A 21,394-nucleotide genomic window follows, 5' to 3' on the forward strand; every position below is an offset into this window, starting at 1 on the left:
AACCGACCCGCCAGACCCAGAGTCTCCACCAGGGTGTCGAACCACGCCCTGTCCGCGGTACCACCGGCCAGCTCCACCGGCAAAGTGATGTTCTGCTCCGCCGTGAACATCGGCAACAGGTTGAACTGCTGGAACACGAACCCCACCCGGTCACGACGCAACCGCGTCAACGCCTTGTCGTTCAACCCCGTTATCTCGGTGTCCCCCAGGAACGCCTGACCACCCGTCGCGGAATCCAGACCCGCCAGCAGATGCATCAGCGTCGACTTACCCGAACCCGACGGCCCCATGATCGCCGTGAACCGACCCTGCTCGAAGTCGACGTCCACACCATCCAGGGCGCGCACGATCGCCTCACCCTTGCCATAGGTCTTGCTCAGGTTCCGGGCCCGTACGGCGCGGGCGGCGCCGCCCGGCGCCGGGGCCGGCTGGTCCGCCGGGACGTACACGGTGGTGTCCACGAGATTTCTCCTCGAGTCGTCAATGCTGCTGAGTGCTGCGGCGAGTCGCCGACGGCGGCCCGCCCCGGGCGGCGCACGCGAGGAACGTCCCCTGCCTGCGGCCCGGAAGTGGTCCGACCTTCCCGGGATTGATCCCGGTACGGCCGGCAGGTACGAACTTACGGAGCGGGGACCGGCGCGGACATCGGGCGTCGGCCTGATCCTTCCCTGACCGTGTCATCCCCTGGTCGTACATCCGGTCAGGCCCTGGTAGGGGCACTCACCCAGGGGTTGTGCCGTAGCGAGCACGACGGCGGTCCTGTGGAATCCGGGATCGTGCACAGAAACCCCTGTGTCTGCACCGATCCGGGCGTGTGACGACGAGGCTCGGAACCATGGCCCCACCCCCGACTGCCGACAGCGCCGTGCGCCTGACCCTGCACCCTGGCGAGGACGTGCTCCTGCGCCCCGGCGCCCGCCTGGCCGACCTGCGCGTGCCCCTCGCGGCCCTCACCCGGCGCCCGGAGCTGCGGTACGCCACGTTCACGGTCGACGACGCGCCCCTGACCGACGACCAGGTGGTCGGCGAACGCCCCCTGCTGCCCGGTGCCGTCCTCGGGGTGGGGCAACCGGAAAGGCACGGTGCCGAGCCGCTGCCCGCCCGAGGTCAAAGCCCGGGTCTCGGCCCTGGCGACGGCCGGCCCTGGCTCGTCGCGCGGGTCACCGGTCCGGACGCAGGGACGGTGGTCGGTGCCACCGGACCGCTGGCCGCGCTCCGGACCTGGGTCCGCATGCGGCCGGGGGGCCGCCTCGTGGTCCGCCGGACGCGCGGTCCGGCGGCATGGCTCACGCCTCCTCCCGCACTCCCGCACGGCGGTGTGCCCTGGGTGCTCACACTGCTGCCCGCCGCAGCGTCGCTCGGCCTCGCCGCAGCCCTGCGCCAACCGCTCCTGGCGGTGTTTGCGCTGGTCAGCCTGGTTGTGACGCTTCCGCAGCTGCGCGCCGCCCGGCAGCGGACCACGACCGGCGGCAGGTCACGGAACCGTTCGCAGGTACTGCCCGGACCGGCAGGGCTCCTCGCCTTCGCGCACGCCGCGCACCACGTCTCGCCGGGTGCCTGGACGGCAGCGCTGGACGCTCGTCTCGCCGCCCACGAAGCCGGCCCGCCGAACGCCCCGGGCACTCCCCCGGGAACAGCCCTGCACCTCCTGCCTCCGCCGACCGACGATCCCTGGGAGCAGCTGCTGCACGACGGCGTCGTCGCCGTGGTCGGCCCCGCCGGCCTGGCCGGCTCGGTCGCCCGCGCACTCGTCGCCGGACGTGCCGCCCGGGGTGCCACGGTGCGACTCGGCGCCGGCACACAGGGCTGGTCCTGGGCCCGCTGGCTCCCCCCGGATGGCCCGCTCGTGCTCGTGCTGGACGGCGCCGGTCCCGTGCCGGTCCCCGCACCCGCCGTCGCGACCGCCGCCACGCGGGCCCGCGCAGCCGACGGCTGCCTCGTGGTCTCCGTCGGTGCGGTACCACCGGGGTGCCGTGCGGTGGCACGCGTACTCGACGCCCGCCGCGTCCGGATCAGCGGACCGGACGGCACCGCGCGCATCGTGCCGCTCGTCGGTGTCACCGCGGAGTGGGCCGAGCACCTGGCCCGTCTCCTCGCCGGCGCAGCCCGGCTCGGCCGCACCGCCGCCGTCGGGCACCCCGGGGACCCCCACCTCCTCCCTTCCGTCGTTCCGCTGACCAGGGCACACGGCCTCGCGAAGCTGCCGGGGCCGGAGGAGCTCGCGCAGCGGTGGAGCCGCGCCGACGGCTGGGCAGTACCGCTCGGGATCGGCGCGGACGGCGCGCCGGTGCTCCTCGACCTGGTCCACGACGGGCCGCACCTGCTCGTCGCGGGCACCACGGGTGCGGGCAAGTCGGAGCTGCTGCAGGCGCTCGTGGTCGGGCTCGCCCTGACGCGGTCGCCCGCCGACCTCGCCCTCGTGCTCGTGGACTTCAAGGGCGGGTCGAGCCTCGGCGCGTGCCCGGGGCTGCCGCACGTCGTCGGCCGGGTCACCGACCTCGAGCCAGGGCTCGCGGCGCGGGCGCTCGCCGGCCTGCGGGCAGAGCTGCGCCGTCGTGAACGTGTCCTCGCCGCCCACGGCCTGCCCGACGTCGCCGCCTTGTCGCCCGGCGTGCTCCCCCGGCTGGTGGTGGTGATCGACGAGTTCCGCGCCCTGGCCGACGACCTGCCCGAGTTCCTGCCGGCCCTGCTGCGTGTCGCGGCACAGGGACGGTCGCTCGGTGTGCACCTCGTCCTCGCGACGCAGCGTCCGGGCGGGGCCGTCGGGCCGGACCTGCGGGCCAACGTCAGCGCCCGTATCGCGCTCCGTGTCACCGACCCGCTCGAGTCACGGGACGTGCTCGACGATCCCGCAGCGGCGCGCATCCCCGCCACGGCACCGGGTCGAGCGATGCTGCGCCTGGGCTCGGCGCCGGCCGTTCCGCTGCAGTGCGCGCACGTCACGGCGGCGCCCGAGGCGGAGATGCCGCTGGTGCGCCGCGCCCCGACGTGGCCTGCGACCCGGAGCGCGCCCGGGCTTCCCGACGCCCCCCGGACGGCGACCGCGCACACCGGCACCGAGCTCCAGGAAACTCCGCTGAGCGCTCCCGTTCACGCGCCGCCGGACACCGCTGAGCTCGTGCTCGACGCCGCCCGTCGAGCGGCGGACGCCCAGGGCCATGTTCCGGGCGCGCCGCCCTGGCTGCCGCAGCTGCCCCGGCGGGCAAGCGTCACGGACCTGCCTGCGGCCACCCGGCGGGACCGGTCAGGGCTCGTGCTCGCCCTCGGCGACGACCCTGACGGGCAGCGCCGCACGACCGTCACGTGGGATCCGAGCGACGGCCACGTCGCGATCGTCGGACGAGCCCGCTCCGGACGCACCACGGCGCTGGTCACCCTGGCGCTGGCCGCCCTGCGGCAGGGCTGGACCGTGCACGGGATCGCACGCGACCCACGCGCGCTCGCACCCCTGGAGCATCATCCTGGCTACGGCGGGACAGTACGCCCGGACGACGCCGGGGCCGTGGCCTGCCTGCTCGCCGACGCCCGTGGCGGCACCAGTGCCGGCACCAGTACCGGCACCCTGGTCCTCGTCGACGGGGTCGAGGACGCACGCGGCACCCTCTCACCCGGGGCGCTGCGGTCGGAGGTGGCGTTCGCGCTCGCCGCGGACAGCCCGTCGGTGGGCGGCCTGGCGTCGCGGGTGGGTCCGCGCCTGGTGCTGCTCGGCACGGACCGCGCGGCCGACGTCGCGCTCGGGGCGCCGGTAGCTCTCGCCGGTTCGGGTGGTCCGCCGGGCCGCGCCGCATGGTGCGGCCGGGGCGAACCGGTGCTCTGCCAGGTGCTGGAGCCAGAGATCGGCCCGGAGGCGACGCTCGGTCCGGAGCCGGCGATCGGTCCGGAGCCGGCGATCAGTCCTCGGAGCCGATCCCCGACGTCGCCGCCACGACCGACGGAGTCATGAGCAGCGCACCCACGGCCACGGCGATCACCAGGGCCACCCAGCCGCCCGTCACGGCGATCCCGGTACCGCTGCCGATCGCCGCGACCGATCCGATGATCTGGAAGAGCTGCCAGGTCACGACGGGTCCACGACCGGAACGACGTCCTGCCAGAAGTGCCCGGCAGGACACAACGAGAACCCAGGCGACACCCAGGAGGAAGATCACCAGAAAGAGGCTCACCCCGACGGACGAGGAACCGCCCGTAAGGAGTTCACCAAGTAACACCACTGCGAAAGCAACGAGGCCGATCACCTCGATCAGGACACCGATGACGAGGGCACGAAGAAACGCGGGGACACGACTCGCGAAAAAGGCTTCCAGTACGGGCACGACGGACTAGGATACTGGTGAGCAGCCTATTCACAATAGTGTGACGGATACCTCAGGGTTCACTGCGAAGAAACTTCGCCGTAACCCCTTGTGCGAGTGTTCACGAGCGTGTGAACCTAGACGCAGCAATCCACCACACCCCCGAACAAACCCCCGTCGGTCGCCGCCTGGCGCACAGGGATCGGAAAAACGATCCATAACCAGACCTGCGCGCCCCAGACGCACGACGACGATGCTCCCCACGTGGCGAGCCGGACGGCGGGTAGTTCCTTCCAAGGAGTACGTGACCATGGACTGGCGCCACCGCGCAGCATGCCTCGAAGAGGACCCCGAGCTGTTTTTCCCGATCGGTAACACGGGCCCCGCCCTGCTGCAGATCGAGGAGGCCAAGGCAGTGTGCCGTCGCTGCGACGTCGTCGACACCTGCCTGAAGTGGGCGATCGAGTCCGGCCAGGATGCCGGCGTCTGGGGCGGTATGAGCGAGGACGAGCGCCGCGCGCTCAAGCGTCGCACTGCGCGCGCTCGTCGCGCGGGCTGACCTCCGCCCCACTCTTCTCCGCGAGCCGCGCCTGAGCACTCCCCCTTCGCTCGGGCGCGGCTCGCGTCATTCTTTTCCAGGAACGCCCTGGGTGCGCTTGAACGGCGTACCGAATGTCGGGAATGCCGTTCCCGTTGGTCGGCTCAGGACCGCGACGAATCCGCCACCCGCAGCACGAGCTGGAGCTCCACCTGCGTGCCGCCACCGTCGCGGGTCGACCATTCGATGGTTCCCCCGAGCTCGTTGGTGACCAGCGTGCGCACGATCTGGGTACCCAGGCCACTGCCGGGACCCCGCCCACCTGCGCCCCCGTTCTCCGGCAGCCCGACGCCGTCGTCGGCCACGACCACCCGGAGGTCCGAGTTCTCGCGCTCCACGCCGATCTCGATGGTGCCCACCGTGCGGCCCACGAACCCGTGCTCCACCGCGTTGGTGACCAGCTCCGTGAGCACGAGGGCGAGCGGCGTCGCGTCCTGCGCCGGCACCATGCCGAACGAACCGGTGCGCACGGTGCGGACCGAGGTGCCCGCGGAGGCGACGTCGGCCGTCAGGCGGAGCGCCCGGCCCACCATGTCGTCGAGCTCGACCTGCTCGTCCAGGGTCTGCGACAGGCTCTCGTGCACCAGGGCGATGGTCGAGACGCGCCGCATGGCCTCCTCGAGCGCCTCCTTCGCCGCAGGCACATCCATCCGCCGGGCCTGGAGCCGGAGCAGCGCGGCCACGGTCTGCAGGTTGTTCTTCACGCGGTGGTGGATCTCGCGGATCGTCGCGTCCTTCGTGATGAGCTCACGCTCGCGCCGGCGCAGCTCGGACACGTCACGGCACAACAGCACGGCGCCGATGCGCTGCCCACGATCCGTCAGCGGCATCGCACGCAGTGACAGGGACACCCCGTGCGCCTCGATGTCGGTGCGCCAGGGCGCACGGCCCATCACGACCAGCGGGAGCGACTCGTCGACGGGCTTGAGCTGCTCGACCATCTCGGCCGTCACCTCGACGAGCGACTGGCCCACGAGCGGGCCGATGACGCCCAGCCGGTGGAAGCACGACAGGGCGTTCGGGCTGGCGTACAGCACCTCGCCCTCGGAGTTGAGGCGGATCAGGCCGTCACCCACACGCGGGGCCCCGCGCCGCGATCCTGTCGCGGCGTTCGGCAGGGGGAACTCACCCCGCGGGATCATCGCGACGAGGTCGTCGGCGGCCTCGACGTAGTTGAGCTCCAGCCGCGACGGCGTGCGGCCCGAACCGAGATTGGTCTGTCGCGCGATCACCGCTACCGCCGTGTCCTTGTGGACGACGGGGATCGCCTCCTCCCGCACCGCGTACGCGCCGAACCAGCGCGGCTCGCGGGCGCGCTGGGCCTTGGCCTCGGCCATCGCCTTGGCGAGCTGCGGGCGCTGACCCTCGGGGGCGAAGGAGCCGACGATGTCGTCGTAGTGCACCGTCGCGCCCGTCGAGGGACGGCACTGCGCGATCGCGACGAACCGCCCGTCGTCGGTGGGCAGCCACAGCACGAGGTCCGCGAACGCCAGGTCCGAGACCACCTGCCAGTCGCCGACCAGCAGATGCAGCCACTCGACGTCGGCCGGCTCGAGGTCGGCGTGCTCAAGGATCAGGTCACTCATCGCGGACACGCGCCCAGCCTATGCCGGAACCGCTCATGACCTGTTGCGTGCCCGGCGCCCGCCCCTGGCCAGGGCGCCGCACGTACGTATCGGATGCGCGCAACGTGTCGGTTAGAGTTCCACCACCGGCATGCCCCCGTCGGCGCGAGGAGGAAAGCCCGTGCACCTGACTGTGGACCTGACGTTCCCCGCGAACATCGACGACGTCTCCGCGATGCTCGCCGACGAGTCCTTCGTGCGGTGGCGCGCCCAGCGCTCCACCGGATCCGTGAACGGCGCCGTCGAGCAGGCCGACGTCACGGGCACGGCGGCCACGGGCTTCACCGTGGTGGTGCGACGCACCCTGCCGACCGACATCATCCCCGTGCAGGCCCGCCCGTTCGTCGGCGCGCACCTCGAGATCCGCCAGGCCGAGGCGTGGGAGGCAGCGTCCGAGGGCCGCCGCACCGGCACGGTGGCCGTCGAGATCATGGGTGCGCCGGTGCGGGTCACCGCGACGGCCGCCCTCACCGCGCTGCCCGACGGCGGGACACGTCTCACCTACGCGGGCGACGTCCGGGCAACCGTGCCGCTGTTCGGCGCGGTGATCGAGGAGGCCGCCGTCAGTGCGGTGCGCACGACCCTCAAGACCGAGGCGGAAGCAGGCCGCGACTGGCTCGAGGGCAAGCACACGGGTTCGGCCTGAGCCCGTCCCGCTCCGGACGTCCCGCCAGGGGCGCCCCTCTGCCGGTCGCGTCGGGCACCGCGACTGTGGCAAACCTGACGAACCTGTGCCCCGTCCTGGTGCAAGCTCATCATTTCGGACATAGTTTCCCCGATTGCACCCTCCGGTTCCTTCAACCCCTGCCCTTTTCGGGCGACTGGTGCTAGAACCTGAGCGAACATTCGTGTCGGATGTGGGCAACTTTGTGCTCTGATACCGCTTCCAAGCCCCGACACACAGCATCCCGATCACGAGGAGTCCCAGTGCCCAGCAAAAACGGACCGGTCCGAAGCCGGACCGTCGCCCCCAGACGCGTGGCCCTCGCCGCGCTCACAGCCGTCGTCCTGCCCCTCACCGCCTGCGGCTCTCTCCTGGGGCAGAGCCCGGCCGACGACGGAGGCGACGACGACGCCCCGATCACGCTCACCGTGTCGACGTTCAACGACTTCGGCTACACGGACGAGCTGCTCGCGGAGTACACGAAGGAGCACCCGAACGTCACCGTCGAGCACATCGTGGCCCCCACGTCGGACGAGGCCCGTCTGCAGATGCTCAAGGCGTTCACCACGGGTGACGGCGCCGAGCTCGCTGACGTCGTGGCGGCAGAGGTCGACTGGATGCCGGAGCTGATGCAGCACTCCGAGCTCTTCGAGGACCTGACGGACCCCGAGGTCTCCAAGCGCTGGGTGGACTGGAAGGTGGCACAGGCCACCACACCGGACGGCAAGCTCCTCGGCTACGGCACCGACATCGGCCCGGAGGCCATCTGCTATCGCGCCGACCTGTTCGAGCAGGCCGACCTGCCGACCGACCGCGACGACGTCGCCGAGCTGCTCGGTGGCAAGAACGCCACCTGGGAACGCTACTTCGAGGTGGGCCGTCAGTTCGCCGAGAAGTCCGACGCCGCGTGGTTCGACGGCGCGACCGGCACGTTCCAGGGCATGGTCAACCAGCTTCCCGCCGCGTTCGAGGACCCGGCGACGCAGCTGCCCACCGACCTCTCGACCAACAACGAGGTCCGTTCGGTCTACGACCAGATCACGGCCGCGATCGGCGACGACCTCTCGGCAGGCCTCGTGCAGTGGACCCCCGAGTGGGCGGCGGGCTTCCAGGAGGACGCCTTCGCCACGATGCTGTGCCCGGGCTGGATGATGGGGCCGATCGAGTCGTACTCCGAGGGCGTGCAGGGCTGGGACGTCGCCAACGTCTTCCCCGGTGGCGGCGGCAACTGGGGCGGCTCGTTCCTCGCGGTGCCGTCCGCGGGCGCGTACACCGAAGAGGCGAAGGATCTCGCCGCGTGGCTCACCGCACCCGAGCAGCAGACGAAGGCCTTCACCGCGGCTGGTGCCTTCCCGTCGCAGATCGAGGCGCAGGACTCCAAGGCCGTGCAGGGTTACACCAACCCGTTCTTCAACGACGCTCCGGTCGGCAAGATCTTCACCGCCCAGGCGCAGTCCATCGACGGCGCACCGTACAAGGGCCCGTTCTACTTCGCGATCCGCGACGAGGTGAACAACGCCCTGACAGCGGTGGACACCGGCAGCAGCGGGCCGGAGATCGCCTGGAACCAGGCCGTCCAGACCGTCGGCGACTTCCGGGTCCCGGAGTAGCCGAGAATCCTTTCGCCCGCTGCCTGTCTTGACACGACACGGCGGACAGCGCAACGATCAGTGCCTGTGGAAGCGCTACCACACCACGATGGTGGGAGCGCTTCCAGCGCTGGTACGCCGACGTGCTCGCACGTCACGCGACCGCACCACGCTTGACCGCATGCCCCAGATCGCACGACAAGGGAGTCCCCAGTGCTGAGCAGTACCCGACCCACGCGGCGCACCGCCGCCCGCACCCTCCAGGCGACCGCAGGCGTCGCCGCCATCGCCCTCGCCCTCACCGCCTGCGGCGGGTCCGGCGACGCGGCCGAAGGCGGATCCGGCGACGACAGCCCCATCACGCTCAAGGTCGCCACGTTCAACAACTTCGGTTACACGGAGGAGGTGCTCGCCGAGTACAAGGAAGAGCACCCGAACGTCACCGTCGAGCACGTCACGGCCGCCACCAGCGACGACGCTCGCGCCAACCTGACCACCAAGCTCGCCGCCGGTGGCGAGGGCCTGGCCGACATCGAGGCCATCGAGGTCGACTGGCTGCCCGAGCTCATGCAGTACCCGGATCTGTTCACCGACCTGGCCGACCCCGAGCTCGACGGTCGCTGGGTGGACTGGAAGGTCGAGCAGGCCACCACGCTCGAGGGCAAGGTCCTCGGTTACGGCACCGACATCGGCCCCGAGGCCATCTGCTACCGCTCCGACCTGTTCGAGGAGGCCGGCCTGCCGACCGACCGCGAAGAGGTCGCCGAGCTGCTCGGTGGCGAGGACGCGACGTGGGAGGACTACTTCGCCGCGGGCCGTGAGTTCGTGAAGGAGTCCGACGCCGCCTGGTACGACAGCGTGGGCGGCACCTTCCAGGGCATGGTCAACCAGCTCCCCGCCGCCTTCGAGGACCCGGAGACGGGCGAGCCCAAGGACCTGGCGGACAACACCGAGGTCAAGGGCATCTACGACGAGATCGTTGCGTCGGTCGAGGACGACCTGTCGGCCGGCCTCGTGCAGTGGGAGGACGACTGGAACGCGGCGTTCCAGCAGGATGCCTTCGCCACGATGCTCTGCCCGGCCTGGATGACCGGTGCGGTCGAGGAGCGCGCCGGTGGCGTCGAGGGCTGGGACGTCGCCAACGTCTTCCCCGGTGGCGGCGGTAACTGGGGCGGCTCGTTCCTGACCGTCCCCGCCTCGGGCGAGAACACCGAGGCGGCCAAGGAGCTCGCCGCGTGGCTCACCGCCCCCGAGCAGCAGTCCCGGTTCTTCGAGTCGGCAGGCACGTTCCCGTCGCAGCTCGAGGCGCAGGACTCGGAGGCCGTGCAGTCCGCCACCAACGCGTACTTCAACGACGCACCGGTGGGCGAGATCTTCGCCACCCGCGCGCAGACGATCGAGGGCGCTCCCTTCAAGGGCGCGCACTACTTCGGCATCCGTGACGAGGTCACCAACGCGCTCAACCGTGTCGACGTCACGAAGTCGCAGGACGCCGACGAGGCCTGGGACGAGGCAGTGCAGAAGGCTTCGGCCCTCGGCTGAGCCTGAGCTGCGCCTGAGCCCTCTCAAGGGCTGACGTGATCCGGTGGTCGAGCGTGTCGAGACCTGAGGTCTCGACGCGCTCGACCACCGATTGCCGTCGCCCTCCGTTCCGGACTCGGCGACACACCGGAAGTGACCCTCACCCGACGATGACGCGGCGGAAGAAGAAATGGCTGTCCTGACACCTCAACGATCGGCACCGGAATCAGGTGCGCCCCAGCGCGAGTCGCGCAGAATCGGCTTCTCCCAGCGGCTCGGCCGGTGGGACGTGAAGCTCTCCCCGTACCTGTACATCTCGCCGTTCTTCATCCTGTTCGCGGTGACCGGCCTGTTCCCGCTCGGCTACACCGCCTTCGTCTCGGTGCACGAGTGGAGCCTCCTGGGCGGGCAGGGCGACTTCGTCGGCCTGGAGAACTTCACGTTCGTGCTGGCCCAGCCCACCTTCTGGAAAGCCCTGGTCAACACGCTGTCGATCTTCGTGTTCTCCTCGGTGCCGCAGGTGGTCATCGCGATCATCATCGCCGCGCTGCTGGACCAGAACCTGCGGGCGGCGACCTTCTGGCGCATGGGTGTGCTGATCCCCTACGTGGTGGCGCCCGTCGCGGTGTCGATGATCTTCGGCCGGCTGTTCGCCGACCAGTACGGTCTGATCAACGCGATGCTCAACCTGGTCGGGCTGGACTCCATCGCCTGGCACGGGGACCGGATCGCCAGCCACGTCGCCATCGCCACGATGGTCAACTACCGCTGGATGGGCTACAACGCCCTGATCTTCCTGGCCGCGATGCAGGCCGTGCCACGTGACCTCTACGAGGCCGCCGTGATCGACGGCGCGGGCCGCGTGCGCCAGTTCTTCTCCATCACGGTGCCGCAGATCCGCTCCACCATCATCTTCGTCGTCATCACCTCGACCATCGGCGGCCTGCAGATCTTCGACGAGGTCCGTATGTTCGACTCGATCGGGCTCGGCGGTCCGGACCAGAACTGGATGACCACCGTCGTGTACATGTACGACCTCGCCTGGGGCGACCAGCACAGCCTCGGCCGGGCCTCCGCCGTCGCCTGGATGCTGTTCCTCCTGATCGTCGTGATCGGCCTCGTGAACTTCCTGGTCACGCAGCGCATCTCGTCGAACGCGGCGGTCAAGAAGCCCAAGCGCAAGAGCACCACCGGAGGGAACGCATGAGCTCCGTCGCTGTCACCGCCCAGACCGCTGGTGAGGGCGCCGCCAAGGTCGCCGCCCGCCGTCGGGCGAAAAGGTCCCGCGGGAGCACCAACCGCCGCGCGAGCTGGATCGTCTACGCGCTGCTCGGGATCACGCTGCTGATCTCGGTCTTCCCGCTCTACTTCACGCTGCTGCTCGGCTCGTCCGAGCCGATCGCGATCTCGCAGAACCCCGTGCCGCAGTGGCTGCCGGACCTGTCGCTGTTCACCCAGTTCCGGACCGTCATCGAGTCCACCCAGATCAACTTCTGGCTGGCCCTGACGAACTCGCTGATCATCGCGGTGGTCGTCTCGGTGGCAGTCGTGCTGTTCTCGACGCTCGCCGGGTACTCGTTCGCGAAGCTCCGCTTCCGTGGCCGTGGGCCGCTGCTCGTGTTCGTCATCGCGACGATGGCGGTCCCGACCCAGCTCGGCGTGATCCCGATGTACATCCTCATGTCGGACCTCGGCTGGATCGGCAAGCTCGAGGCGGTCATCGTGCCGTCGCTCGTCGCCGCGTTCGGTGTCTTCTGGATGACGCAGTACCTGTCGGAGGCGCTGCCGTACGAGCTGATCGAGGCCGCCCGTGTGGACGGCGCGTCGATGATCCGCACGTTCTGGAGCATCGCGCTGCCCGCCGCACGCCCCGCGGCGGCCATGCTGGGCCTGTTCACGTTCGTCCAGCAGTGGACCAACTTCTTCTGGCCCTCGATCGTGCTCAGCTCGTCGAATCCGACCCTACCGATCGTCGTGAAGTCCCTGCAGGCGAACTACTTCGTCGACTACTCGCTGGTCATGGGCGGTGTGTTCCTCGTGACGCTCCCGCTGCTGGTGATCTTCGCCGTCGTCGGCAAGCAGCTCGTCGCGGGCATCATGCAGGGAGCTGTGAAGGGATGACTTCCGAGATGACACTCAACGTCAAGACCACCGCGGAGGCACGGCGCGTGCCCGCACCGGGCATCGCCCTGCCGTACACGCCCACCGCACCCCGCACGGAGCGGACGGCCAACACCACCGGCACCGTCAGCTTCCCGGACGGGTTCCTGTGGGGCGCGGCCACCGCCGCCTACCAGGTCGAGGGCGCCGCCCACGAGGACGGCCGCGAGGACTCCATCTGGGACGTGTTCGCGAAGGTCCCGGGCGCCGTGCTCGGCCAGGAGGACGGCGAGGTCGCGTGCGACCAGTACCACCGCTTCCCCGCCGACGTCGCGCTCATGAAGGACCTCGGCATCAAGGCCTACCGGTTCTCGACGTCGTGGTCCCGCGTGGTGCCCGGCGGGCGCGAGGTGAACCCGGCCGGTGTCGCGTACTACGACCGGCTCGTGGACGAGCTGCTCGGTGCCGGCATCCTGCCGTGGCTCACGCTCTACCACTGGGACCTGCCGCAGGCCATCGAGGCCGCGTCGAACGGCTGGGTGAACCGCGACACCGCGTACCGGTTCCGGGACTACGCCGTGACCATGCACGAGGCGATCGGCGACCGCGTCGACGTGTGGACCACGCTCAACGAGCCGTGGTGCGCAGCCTTCCTCGGCTACACGGGCGGTCAGCACGCGCCGGGCCGGCAGTCCCGCGAGGACGGTCTCGCGGCCGCGCACCACCTCATGCTGGGCCACGGCCTGGCCGTGGAGGCACTGCGGGAGCGGGCACCCGAGGCGAATCTCGGCATCACGCTCAACTTCGAGATCGAGGACCCGCTGAACCCGGACGACCCCGCCGACGTCGACGCCGCGCGCCGACTCGACGGCGGGTTCAACCGCATCTTCGCGGACCCGATCCTGCGCGGTGCCTACCCCGAGGACGTGCTGGAGGACGTGCGCGAGTACGGCCTCGAGCGGCACATCCAGGAGGGCGACCTCGAGATCATCTCGACGCCCATCGACTCGCTCGGCGTGAACTACTACCACGGCAATGCCGTGTCGGCGACGCCGCCCGAGCGGTCGCTGGACGGCGGCGCCCCGGTCTCCCGCCCGTCGTCCTCCCCGTTCCCGGCCGGCGACGGCGCGTACACGCACCCGCGTGGACTGCCGATCACCGACCAGAACTGGGAGGTCCAGCCCGAGGGCCTGACCAGGCTTCTCCTGCGGCTGCAGCGCGACTACACCGGGCCGCGCGGCATCGCGCTGTACGTGACGGAGAACGGCAGCGCCTACGACGACGTCGTCGGGCCGGACGGGTTCGTGGACGACCAGAACCGGCTCGAGTTCATCGACGTGCACCTGCGCGCCATCAGGGACGCGATCGACGAGGGCGCCGACGTGCGCGGCTACTTCGGCTGGTCGCTGCTCGACAACTACGAGTGGGCGTGGGGCTACGGCAAGCGCTTCGGGCTCGTGCGTGTCGACTACGAGACGCAGGAACGCACGGTCAAGGCGTCCGGCCGCTGGTACGGTCAGGTCGCGCGGGCCAATGCCGTTCCGGAGCGAACTGTGACGCCCGCATCGCACGGAGACGACGACAACGGCGGAGACAAGGCGGTTCCCCAGGCGTGACCATCTCAGGCCCACCCACTCTGGACGACGTGGCCCAGGCGGCCGGGGTTTCCCGGTCGACCGCGTCGCGCGCCATCAACGGTGGCCTGCGAGTCTCACCCGAGGCGCAGGCGGCGGTGGACGACGCCGTCGCCCGCCTCGGGTACGCACCGAACCGCGCCGCCAGGTCGCTCGTGACCCGGCGGACCGACTCGATAGCCCTCGTGGTTCCCGAGCCGGACCAGCGCATCCTCACCGACCCGTTCCTCAGCGGCACCCTCGCGGGGGTGAGCGAGGGACTGGCCGGGACGGACCTGCAGCTCGTGCTGCTGCTCGCCCGTCCGGGCGAGCAGCGCGGGCGGGTCGGCCGCTACCTGCGCAGCGGCCACGTGGACGGCGTCATCGTGGCGTCGCACCACCGGGGCGACCATCTCGAGACGGAGCTCGGGCCGGCCATGCTGCCCGCCGTCTTCGTGGGGCGCCTGTTCGAGCCCGACCCGATGTTCTCCCGTGGCCTGCGCTACGTCGACGTCGACAACGTCACGGGCGGGCGCATCGCCACCCAGCGGATGATCGACCGCGGACGCCGTCGTATCGGCACCATCACCGGGCCGCTCGACATGCCGGCCGGGGTGGACCGGATGATCGGGTGGCGCGATGCCCTCCGTGACGCCGGCCTGCCCGACGATGCCGTCGTCGAGGGTGACTTCACCGTGGCCGGGGCAGCCGTCGCCGCGGCGCGGCTGCTGGACCAGCACCCGGACCTGGACGGGATCTTCGCCGCGTCCGACCTCATGGCGGAGGCCACCCTGCGTGTGCTCGCCGACCGCGGCCGGTCGGTGCCCGGCGACGTCTCGGTGGTCGGGTTCGACGACCTCGGCATCGCCGAGACCACGTCGCCCCGGCTGACCACCGTGCACAACCCGGTGGTGCAGATGGTCGGCGCGGCGACGAGCATGCTCGTGGACCTCGTCGCAGGACGGCCGGTGCGTGACGAGCGCCGGATCTTCGCCCCGCGCCTGGTCGAGGGCGAATCGGCCTGACCTGACCACCTCGTTGAGTGCTGGCTATTTGTTGCTTCCGACGCCTTTCGACAACAGATAGCCAGCACTCAACGGAGTGGGTCAGGCGGTGCGCTGGTGGCCGTAGCGGTGCATGGTGCGGCTCACGGCCTGCTCACGCAGCATCGTGAGCAGCTCGCGCCGTCCGCTCGCCAGCACCGGGGCATCGAGCACCGTCACCGTGCCGAGACGGCTCGCCGCGGCCTCGCGCAGACCCTGCGCCGTACCCACCACGCGGATCCGGCCGGTCACCTTGCCGTCGGCGACGGCCTCGGCGAACGCCTCGTCCGTCATCTGCCGCTGCCCGACGACGGTCGCCGGCACGTCAGCACGCGCGGCCGCTGCCAGCACGCGCTGCACCTCGATGTCCGGGGCGTCGACGCCCACGCGCACGGTGATGCCGGGGACGGGCCGGTAGCGGAACACGTTCGACTCGACGCCGAGCGCCGACGGGTCGTGCTCGGTACCGAACTCAGTGACCCAGGCACGGTCGTCGTCGGCCCGGGCCCAGGCGAGCCAGCCGGACGGGTCCGCCGTGCGCGACGGCACGTCGGGCGCGTCCTCCCACCGGCCGAGCTGCGCGACGTAGTTGGGTCCGCCCGCCTTGGCGCCCGGACCCACCGACGAGGCCTTCCAGCCGCCGAACGACTGGCGCTGCACGATGGCACCGGTGATGTGCCGGTTCACGTAGGCGTTGCCGACCTCCACCCGGTCGAGCCAACGCTCCACCTCGGTGTCGTCCAGGGAGTGGATGCCGCCCGTGAGGCCGAACGACACGGCGTTCTGCAGCGCGATCGCCTCGTCCAGGGTGCGGGCCGTCATGATGCCCAGCACCGGGCCGAAGCACTCGGTGAGGTGGAAGAACGAGCCGGGACGGACGCCGTCGCGCACACCGGGGGTCCAGAGCCGGCCGTGGCCCAGACCGGCCGCCCGCGCCACGCCGTCCATCCGGCGCGGCCGCACGAGCCAGGTCTCGCCGGGTTCCAGCGTGGTCAGCGCACGCAACAGCTTGCCCTGGGCCGGCTCCGTGAGCGGCCCCATCACGGTCGCCAGGTCCGTCGCGGGCCCGACGGCGAGCGACGCCACCGCGTCGACCAGCTGGCGGCGGAACCGCTCACCGGTCGCCGTGCGCGGGTCGCCGACGGAACCGACGAGGATCACGAGCGACGCGGCCGAGCACTTCTGCCCCGCGTGCCCGAACGCGGAACGCACCACGTCCGCGACGGCCAGGTCGAGGTCGGCCGAGGGGGTCACGACCAGGGCGTTCTTGCCCGAGGTCTCGGCGAGCACCGGGAGCTCCGGCCGCCACGACGCGAACATCTCGGCGGTCTCGATGGCACCCGTCAGGATCACGCGGGACACGTCGTCGTGTGTCACGAGCCGACGGCCGAGGTCGCCGTCGGGCACGCGGACGAACTGGGCGACGTCGCGAGCGAGCGCCGAGTCGAGCCCGATCTCCGGGGCCACCTCGTCGAGCGCCGCGTGCACCGCCTCGACGGCGATCTCCAGGCAGCGCGGCGTGGGCGGGGCGGGCTTCGCGATCACCGCGGAGCCGGACGCGAGGCCCGCGAGCACACCGCCGATGGGGATGGCGACGGGGAAGTTCCACGGCGGGGTGACCAGGGTGACGCCGTCGGGCGTGAAGCGGGCACCGGGCCAGGCCTCCGACGTCGGGTCGAGAGCCTCGGCGGCCTGCGCGTAGTAGGCGGCGAAGTCCACCGCCTCGCTGACCTCGGGGTCCGCCTCCGCGACGGTCTTGCCCGCCTCGTGCACCATGGCCGCGACGAGGTCGGTCCGTGCGGCCTCGAGGTGCTTGGCCGCCGCGCGGAGCACGCGGCCCCGATCCGGCGCCGACACCTTGGACCAGGCGGTCCCCGCACGGCGGGCGAGCGCCACGACGTCGTCCACCTGGGCGGACGTCGCCAGCGGCTCCGCGAGCGCCGGGACGTACCCGGAGAGCGCGCCGGTGACCTGCTGCGCCCACTCACGGTGAGCGGCGACGGCGGGGTCCGTGTCGGCGGCGTTGCGGAACGGCCCCGTCAGCGGCTGCGGCGCGGGTCGCGGACGGCGGCGCGGGGTGACGTCGTCGGGCGTGTAGTGCACGCCGTGGGTGACCGACGCCCGGAAGGCCGCCTCCTGACGGTCCATGGGCGAGCCGCCGGTGGTCGAGCCTTCCCCGTTGGTCGAGCTTGTCGAGACCCCGGCGGGCTCAACCTGCGAAGGAGCGAACGCCGCGTGCAGGAAGTTCTGCTCCGCCGCGTTCTCCTCGAGGCGACGCACCAGGTACGAGATCGCCACGTCGAAGTCCTCGTCGCGGACCACAGGGGTGTACAGCACCACTCGGCCGTGGTCCTTGGCGACCTCGTCGCGGACCGCCGCGGCCTCGGTGGGCGCCATGCCCTGCAGCATCTCGATGTCGAGCGCCTCGGACACGCCGCGCGCGCGGCCGAGCAGGATCGCGAGCGCCACGTGGAACAGGTTGTGCGATGCCGCGCCGATGCGGACCGCGTGCGCGCGGCCCGGACGCAGGGCGTGGTCGAGCATGCGGACGTAGTTGGCGTCGACGTCGGGCTTGGTCGGGTACGGCGCCTGGGGCCAGTCGTGCAGGGCGGCCTCGACGTGCTCCATGGCGAGGTTGGCGCCCTTCACGATGCGCACCTTGATGCGCGCGCCGCCGTCCGCCACACGCTGCGTCGCGAACTCGGTGAGGCCGTCCAGCGCTCCCAGACCGTCCGGGAGGTAGGCCTGCAGCACGATGCCGGCCTCCAGGTCGCGGAACTCGTCGCGGCCCAGGATCTCGGTGAAGACCTCGGTCGTCAGTGCGAGATCGCGATACTCCTCCATGTCGAGGTTGAGGAAGACGCCGTGGTCACGGGCGGCCCGGTAGAGCGGCAGCAGCCGCTCGACGACGCGGTCCCGGGACCCCTCGAGGTCCCACGTGACGAGCTGGGCGGCGACGCTGGACACCTTGACCGACACGTAGTCGACGTCGGGGCGCTCCACCAGCGCGATGGTGCGGGCCAGCCGGGCTGCCGCCTCCTCCTCACCGAGGACCGCCTCGCCGAGCAGGTTCACGTTGAGGGTGTACCCCTCGGCGCGGGTACGGGCGAGGTGGGCGGTGAGCCCGGCGCCGGCGTCGGCCACGAGGTGCCCGACGAGCTGGCGGAGGCGGGCGCGCGCGGCGGGGACGACGATGCCGGGGAACACCGGCGCGGCCAGGGCACCGGCGCGGAACAGGGCGCGGTCGGCCGGGCTGAGGAACGTGGCGCTGCCCGCCTGCTTGCCGAGCCGGGCCAGGGCCTTCGCGGCGACGTGGGTGTCCTGCGGGCGGGCGACGTCGTCGACGAACCCGACGGCGAGCTCCAGGCCCGCCGGGTCGGACACGAGGGCGCCGAGGGCGGCCGAGGCGCGGGCGACGGCCTTGTCCGTCCTGGTGGACCCGGTAGTGGTGGACCCGGTCGTGGTGGACCCGGCGGCTGTGCCGGAGGTGTCGCCGGTGCTGATGGCGGTGCCGATCCAGGTCCTGGCGAGGGCTACGGCGTCCTCGACCAGGGTGTCGGCGGCGGGCTGCACGGACGGCTCGGTCGGAGCCGGTGGCGTGGCGCTGTCCGGTGCGCCTGCGCCCCCGGTCGGGACTGCGGCGGAAGTGGCGCTGTCGCGCCGGGCGGAGGTCTTCATCCTTCCAGGGTGCACCCGAACCCGTTCGCATGTATTGGCGGGATCACTCGCTGTCGGCACCTGTTTTCGCCAAGGCGCCGCGTACGATCAGGTCGAGATGAGCAACCCGTCGAACGGCACCGCTCGGCCTGAGACGAAGGCCCTGCTGGCAGCGCTGAACCCCGCCATGGTGTCCCTGATGGACGAGCTGTCCGGCGTCATGTTCTGCGCCAAGGACGCCGACGGACGTTACGTGCTCGTGAACCAGGTCTTCGTGGGCCGCACGCGGGAACGTTCGCGCCGGGACGTGATCGGCAAGCGTGCCGCAGACCTGTTCGTGCCCGAGCTCGCCGAACGCTACGAGAGCCAGGACACGCACGTCCGCACCACCGACAAGCCGCTGCGGGGCGAGCTCGAGCTGATCCGCCACGTGGGTGGGGCGCCCGGCTGGTTCCTCACCTCGAAGTTCCCCCTGCACGACGGCGACGGTGCGTACGTGGGACTCGTCTCCGTCTCGCAGGACCTGCGCTCCGGGGACGCCGACGACGCGACGATCCAGGCCATGGCTCGCCTGCGGGGCGAGATCGAGGACCTGCTCGAGCACGGCGAGGTCCCCTCGGTGGCCGACCTCGCCGCGCTCGCCGGCTGCAGCCCCGCGGCCCTGGACCGCCGGGTGCGCCGGGTCTTCGGGCTCTCCCCGCGCCAGCTCGTGCTGCGGCTGCGGGTCGACCGGGCGGCGCACCTGCTCACGTCGAGCACCGTGCCGCTCGCCGACGTCGCCGCGGCCGCGGGCTTCTACGACCAGCCGTCGTTCACGCGCACCTTCGCACGGCTGACCGGCGAGACGCCGTCGTCGTTCCGCGGCCGGTCGAGGCGGCAGAAGGCGGAGCCTGAGGCGCCGCCTCGACCGGCCGCGGACGTGGGTCAGCGCGACAGCCGCCGGTAGGCGCGTGCCGTCAACGGCACGAACACCAGGACCAGCGCCGTCGGCCACAGCACGGCAAGAAGGAGCGCGTTGTCAGCCAGGACGCCCCCGGTGATGCCTGTCGGGTTGCCGAACAGCTCGCGGCACGCAGCGGCCGTCGCCGAGATCGGGTTCCACTGCGCCACCGCTCCGAGCCAAGCGGGCATGGACTCCGGTGCGACCAGCACGTTGGACAGGAAGCCGACAGGCCACACCAGCACCTGCACCGCCGTCACACCGCCCTCACCACGGAACGCGAGCCCGAGGAACACCCCGAGCACCAGCATCGCGAACCGGAGCCACAGCAGCAGCACGACGGCGAGCGCCGTGGCGCCGACGCTGCCGGAGGCCTGCCACCCGATGAGCAGCCCGCCCACCATGAGCACGGCCAGCTCGGCCGCGGAGTTCATCAGGTCGGCCCCCGCTCGTCCGAGCGGCACGGCGGCGGAGCTGATGGGCAGCGACCGGAAGCGGTCGGTGACGCCCTTCTTCGAGTCGTTGGCGACGGCGCTCATCGTGGCCTCGATGCCGAACATCATGGAGAGCGCGAAGATCCCGGGCAGGAGGTACGGCAGGTAGTCCCCGCCGCCCGGCAGCCCGATCGCTCCGCCCATGAGGAAGCCGAACATCAGGACGAGCATCACGGAGAAGGCGATCCCGAAGATCGGGGTCCACGGCTCCCGCTGCCAGTGCTTGAGATCGCGCAGCGTGATCACCCAGCTCTGCCGCAAGGTGGTGGTGACGGCGTTCATCGGTGAGCTCCTTCGGGTCGTGCCGTGTCTGGGGCCGAGTGATCAGCCGTGAGGTGCAGGAACACCTCGTCGAGAGTGGGACGGCGCAGCAGGATGTCCTCGGCCTCCAGGTGCGCGGCGTCCAGAGCTCGGACGGCGGCCGTCAGAGCCGCCGCCCCGCCACCGGGCCCCGCCTCGACCGTGACCTGCCGGAGCTCCGGGTCACCGATGCCGCCGAGCGCCGCGGCCAGCCGGTCCAGGTCGGCATGGACCGGTGCGGTGACGAGCACACGGTCGCCGCCGACGCGCCGCTTGAGCTCCTGGGCGGTGCCTTCCGCCACCACCCGTCCGGCGTCCATCACGGTGATCCGGTCGGCGAGCTGGTCCGCCTCGTCGAGGTACTGGGTGGTCAACAGCACGGTCGTCCCGGCGTCCACGATCCGGCGTACGGCCTGCCAGACCTCGTTCCGGGCACGCGGGTCGAGCCCGGTGGTGGGCTCGTCGAGGAACAGCAGCGCCGGACGGCGGATCAGCCCCGCGGCGATGTCCAGCCGGCGTCGCATCCCGCCGGAGTAGGTGGACACCTTGCGGTCGGCGGCGTCCGACAGGCCGAAGGTGCGGAGCAGCTCGTCCGCCCGCTCGCGCGCGGCGGCCTTCGACAGGCCGTACAACCGGCCGAACATCACGAGGTTCTCTCGCCCGAACAGGATCTCGTCGAGTGCCGCGTGCTGGCCCACCAGCCCCACGGCGGCGCGAACGGCCGCGGGCTCACGACGGACGTCATGGCCCGCGACGTGCACCTCGCCCTCGTCACAGCGCGTGAGGGTGGTGAAGGTGTTGACGGCGGTGCTCTTGCCCGCCCCGTTGGGGCCGAGCAGCGCGTGGACGGAACCGGGTCGGACCTCGAGGTCGAACCCGTCGAGAGCGAGGGTGTCGCCGTACCGCTTGCGCAGTCCGTGAGCGACCAGGGGTAGGACGGGCACGATGGTCTCCTTTT

At 71.4% G+C, this 21,394-nt stretch carries 16 protein-coding genes; 10 read left to right on the forward strand and 6 right to left on the reverse strand.

Annotated elements, in window-relative coordinates; translation table 11 throughout:
* A partial coding sequence (locus tag LUU90_RS23970; RefSeq protein WP_275006536.1) for an ABC transporter ATP-binding protein occupies positions 1-461 on the reverse strand: 461 nt, incomplete at its 3' end.
* 374 nt (positions 462-835) lie between these two features.
* Here LUU90_RS23970 and LUU90_RS23975 point away from each other — a divergent pair.
* Entirely contained in the window at positions 836-3,943 is a 3,108-nt protein-coding gene (locus tag LUU90_RS23975; RefSeq protein WP_275006538.1) for an FtsK/SpoIIIE domain-containing protein, read from the forward strand.
* Here LUU90_RS23975 and LUU90_RS23980 read toward each other — a convergent pair.
* Positions 3,891-4,061, reverse strand: a complete 171-nt coding sequence (locus LUU90_RS23980) for a hypothetical protein (RefSeq protein ID WP_275006542.1) — start codon at positions 4,059-4,061, stop codon at positions 3,891-3,893. The two genes, LUU90_RS23975 and LUU90_RS23980, sit on opposite strands and share 53 nt — an antisense overlap.
* A gap of 541 nt (positions 4,062-4,602) precedes the next feature.
* Between LUU90_RS23980 and LUU90_RS23985 the strand changes: the two genes are divergently transcribed.
* A complete protein-coding gene (locus LUU90_RS23985) occupies positions 4,603-4,851 on the forward strand; it encodes a WhiB family transcriptional regulator (protein WP_026365970.1) in 249 nt (82 codons plus the stop codon).
* 143 nt (positions 4,852-4,994) lie between these two features.
* Here LUU90_RS23985 and LUU90_RS23990 read toward each other — a convergent pair whose 3' ends face one another.
* Positions 4,995-6,476 (reverse strand): sensor histidine kinase, encoded by a 1,482-nt coding sequence (locus tag LUU90_RS23990; RefSeq protein WP_275006687.1) that lies wholly within the window; start codon positions 6,474-6,476, stop codon positions 4,995-4,997.
* 160 nt (positions 6,477-6,636) lie between these two features.
* Here LUU90_RS23990 and LUU90_RS23995 point away from each other — a divergent pair, with 160 nt between their 5' ends.
* The 7 genes from LUU90_RS23995 (at position 6,637) to LUU90_RS24025 (ending at position 15,027) form a co-directional block, all read left to right on the forward strand.
* Positions 6,637-7,161: a DUF2505 domain-containing protein gene (locus LUU90_RS23995; protein WP_275006544.1), complete on the forward strand. Its 525-nt coding sequence runs from the start codon at positions 6,637-6,639 to the stop codon at positions 7,159-7,161.
* 281 nt (positions 7,162-7,442) lie between these two features.
* On the forward strand, positions 7,443-8,789 hold the full coding sequence (locus LUU90_RS24000) for an ABC transporter substrate-binding protein (protein WP_275006546.1): 1,347 nt from the start codon (positions 7,443-7,445) through the stop codon (positions 8,787-8,789).
* 192 nt (positions 8,790-8,981) lie between these two features.
* The gene (locus LUU90_RS24005) at positions 8,982-10,310 is read left to right on the forward strand and encodes an ABC transporter substrate-binding protein (protein WP_275006548.1); all 1,329 of its coding nucleotides are present in this window, start codon (positions 8,982-8,984) and stop codon (positions 10,308-10,310) included.
* Positions 10,311-10,479: 169 nt separating this feature from the next.
* Positions 10,480-11,496 carry a carbohydrate ABC transporter permease gene (locus tag LUU90_RS24010; RefSeq protein WP_275006550.1) on the forward strand — a complete coding sequence of 339 codons (1,017 nt, stop codon included), beginning with the start codon at positions 10,480-10,482 and terminating at the stop codon, positions 11,494-11,496.
* Entirely contained in the window at positions 11,493-12,410 is a 918-nt protein-coding gene (locus LUU90_RS24015; RefSeq protein WP_275006552.1) for a carbohydrate ABC transporter permease, read from the forward strand. Before LUU90_RS24010 ends, LUU90_RS24015 begins: the two co-directional genes overlap by 4 nt.
* Positions 12,411-12,418: 8 nt before the next feature.
* The gene (locus LUU90_RS24020; protein ID WP_275006554.1) at positions 12,419-14,005 is read left to right on the forward strand and encodes a GH1 family beta-glucosidase; all 1,587 of its coding nucleotides are present in this window, start codon (positions 12,419-12,421) and stop codon (positions 14,003-14,005) included.
* Positions 14,002-15,027 (forward strand): LacI family DNA-binding transcriptional regulator, encoded by a 1,026-nt coding sequence (locus LUU90_RS24025; RefSeq protein WP_275006556.1) that lies wholly within the window; start codon positions 14,002-14,004, stop codon positions 15,025-15,027. The genes LUU90_RS24020 and LUU90_RS24025 overlap by 4 nt, the downstream gene beginning before the upstream one ends.
* A gap of 81 nt (positions 15,028-15,108) precedes the next feature.
* Here LUU90_RS24025 and LUU90_RS24030 read toward each other — a convergent pair whose 3' ends face one another.
* A complete protein-coding gene (locus LUU90_RS24030) occupies positions 15,109-18,723 on the reverse strand; it encodes a bifunctional proline dehydrogenase/L-glutamate gamma-semialdehyde dehydrogenase (protein ID WP_275006558.1) in 3,615 nt (1,204 codons plus the stop codon).
* 97 nt (positions 18,724-18,820) lie between these two features.
* Here LUU90_RS24030 and LUU90_RS24035 point away from each other — a divergent pair, with 97 nt between their 5' ends.
* Entirely contained in the window at positions 18,821-19,648 is an 828-nt protein-coding gene (locus tag LUU90_RS24035) for an AraC family transcriptional regulator (protein ID WP_275006561.1), read from the forward strand.
* Here the strand turns inward: LUU90_RS24035 and LUU90_RS24040 are convergent.
* Entirely contained in the window at positions 19,627-20,418 is a 792-nt protein-coding gene (locus LUU90_RS24040; RefSeq protein ID WP_275006563.1) for an ABC transporter permease, read from the reverse strand. The two genes, LUU90_RS24035 and LUU90_RS24040, sit on opposite strands and share 22 nt — an antisense overlap.
* Positions 20,415-21,380, reverse strand: coding sequence for an ATP-binding cassette domain-containing protein (locus LUU90_RS24045; protein WP_275006566.1), 966 nt, complete (start codon positions 21,378-21,380; stop codon positions 20,415-20,417). The genes LUU90_RS24040 and LUU90_RS24045 overlap by 4 nt, the downstream gene beginning before the upstream one ends.
* Between the last annotated feature and the right edge of the window lie 14 nt (positions 21,381-21,394).

Origin of the sequence: Promicromonospora iranensis (assembly GCF_028994775.1) — a bacterium.
Lineage (GTDB): Bacteria > Actinomycetota > Actinomycetes > Actinomycetales > Cellulomonadaceae > Promicromonospora > Promicromonospora iranensis_A.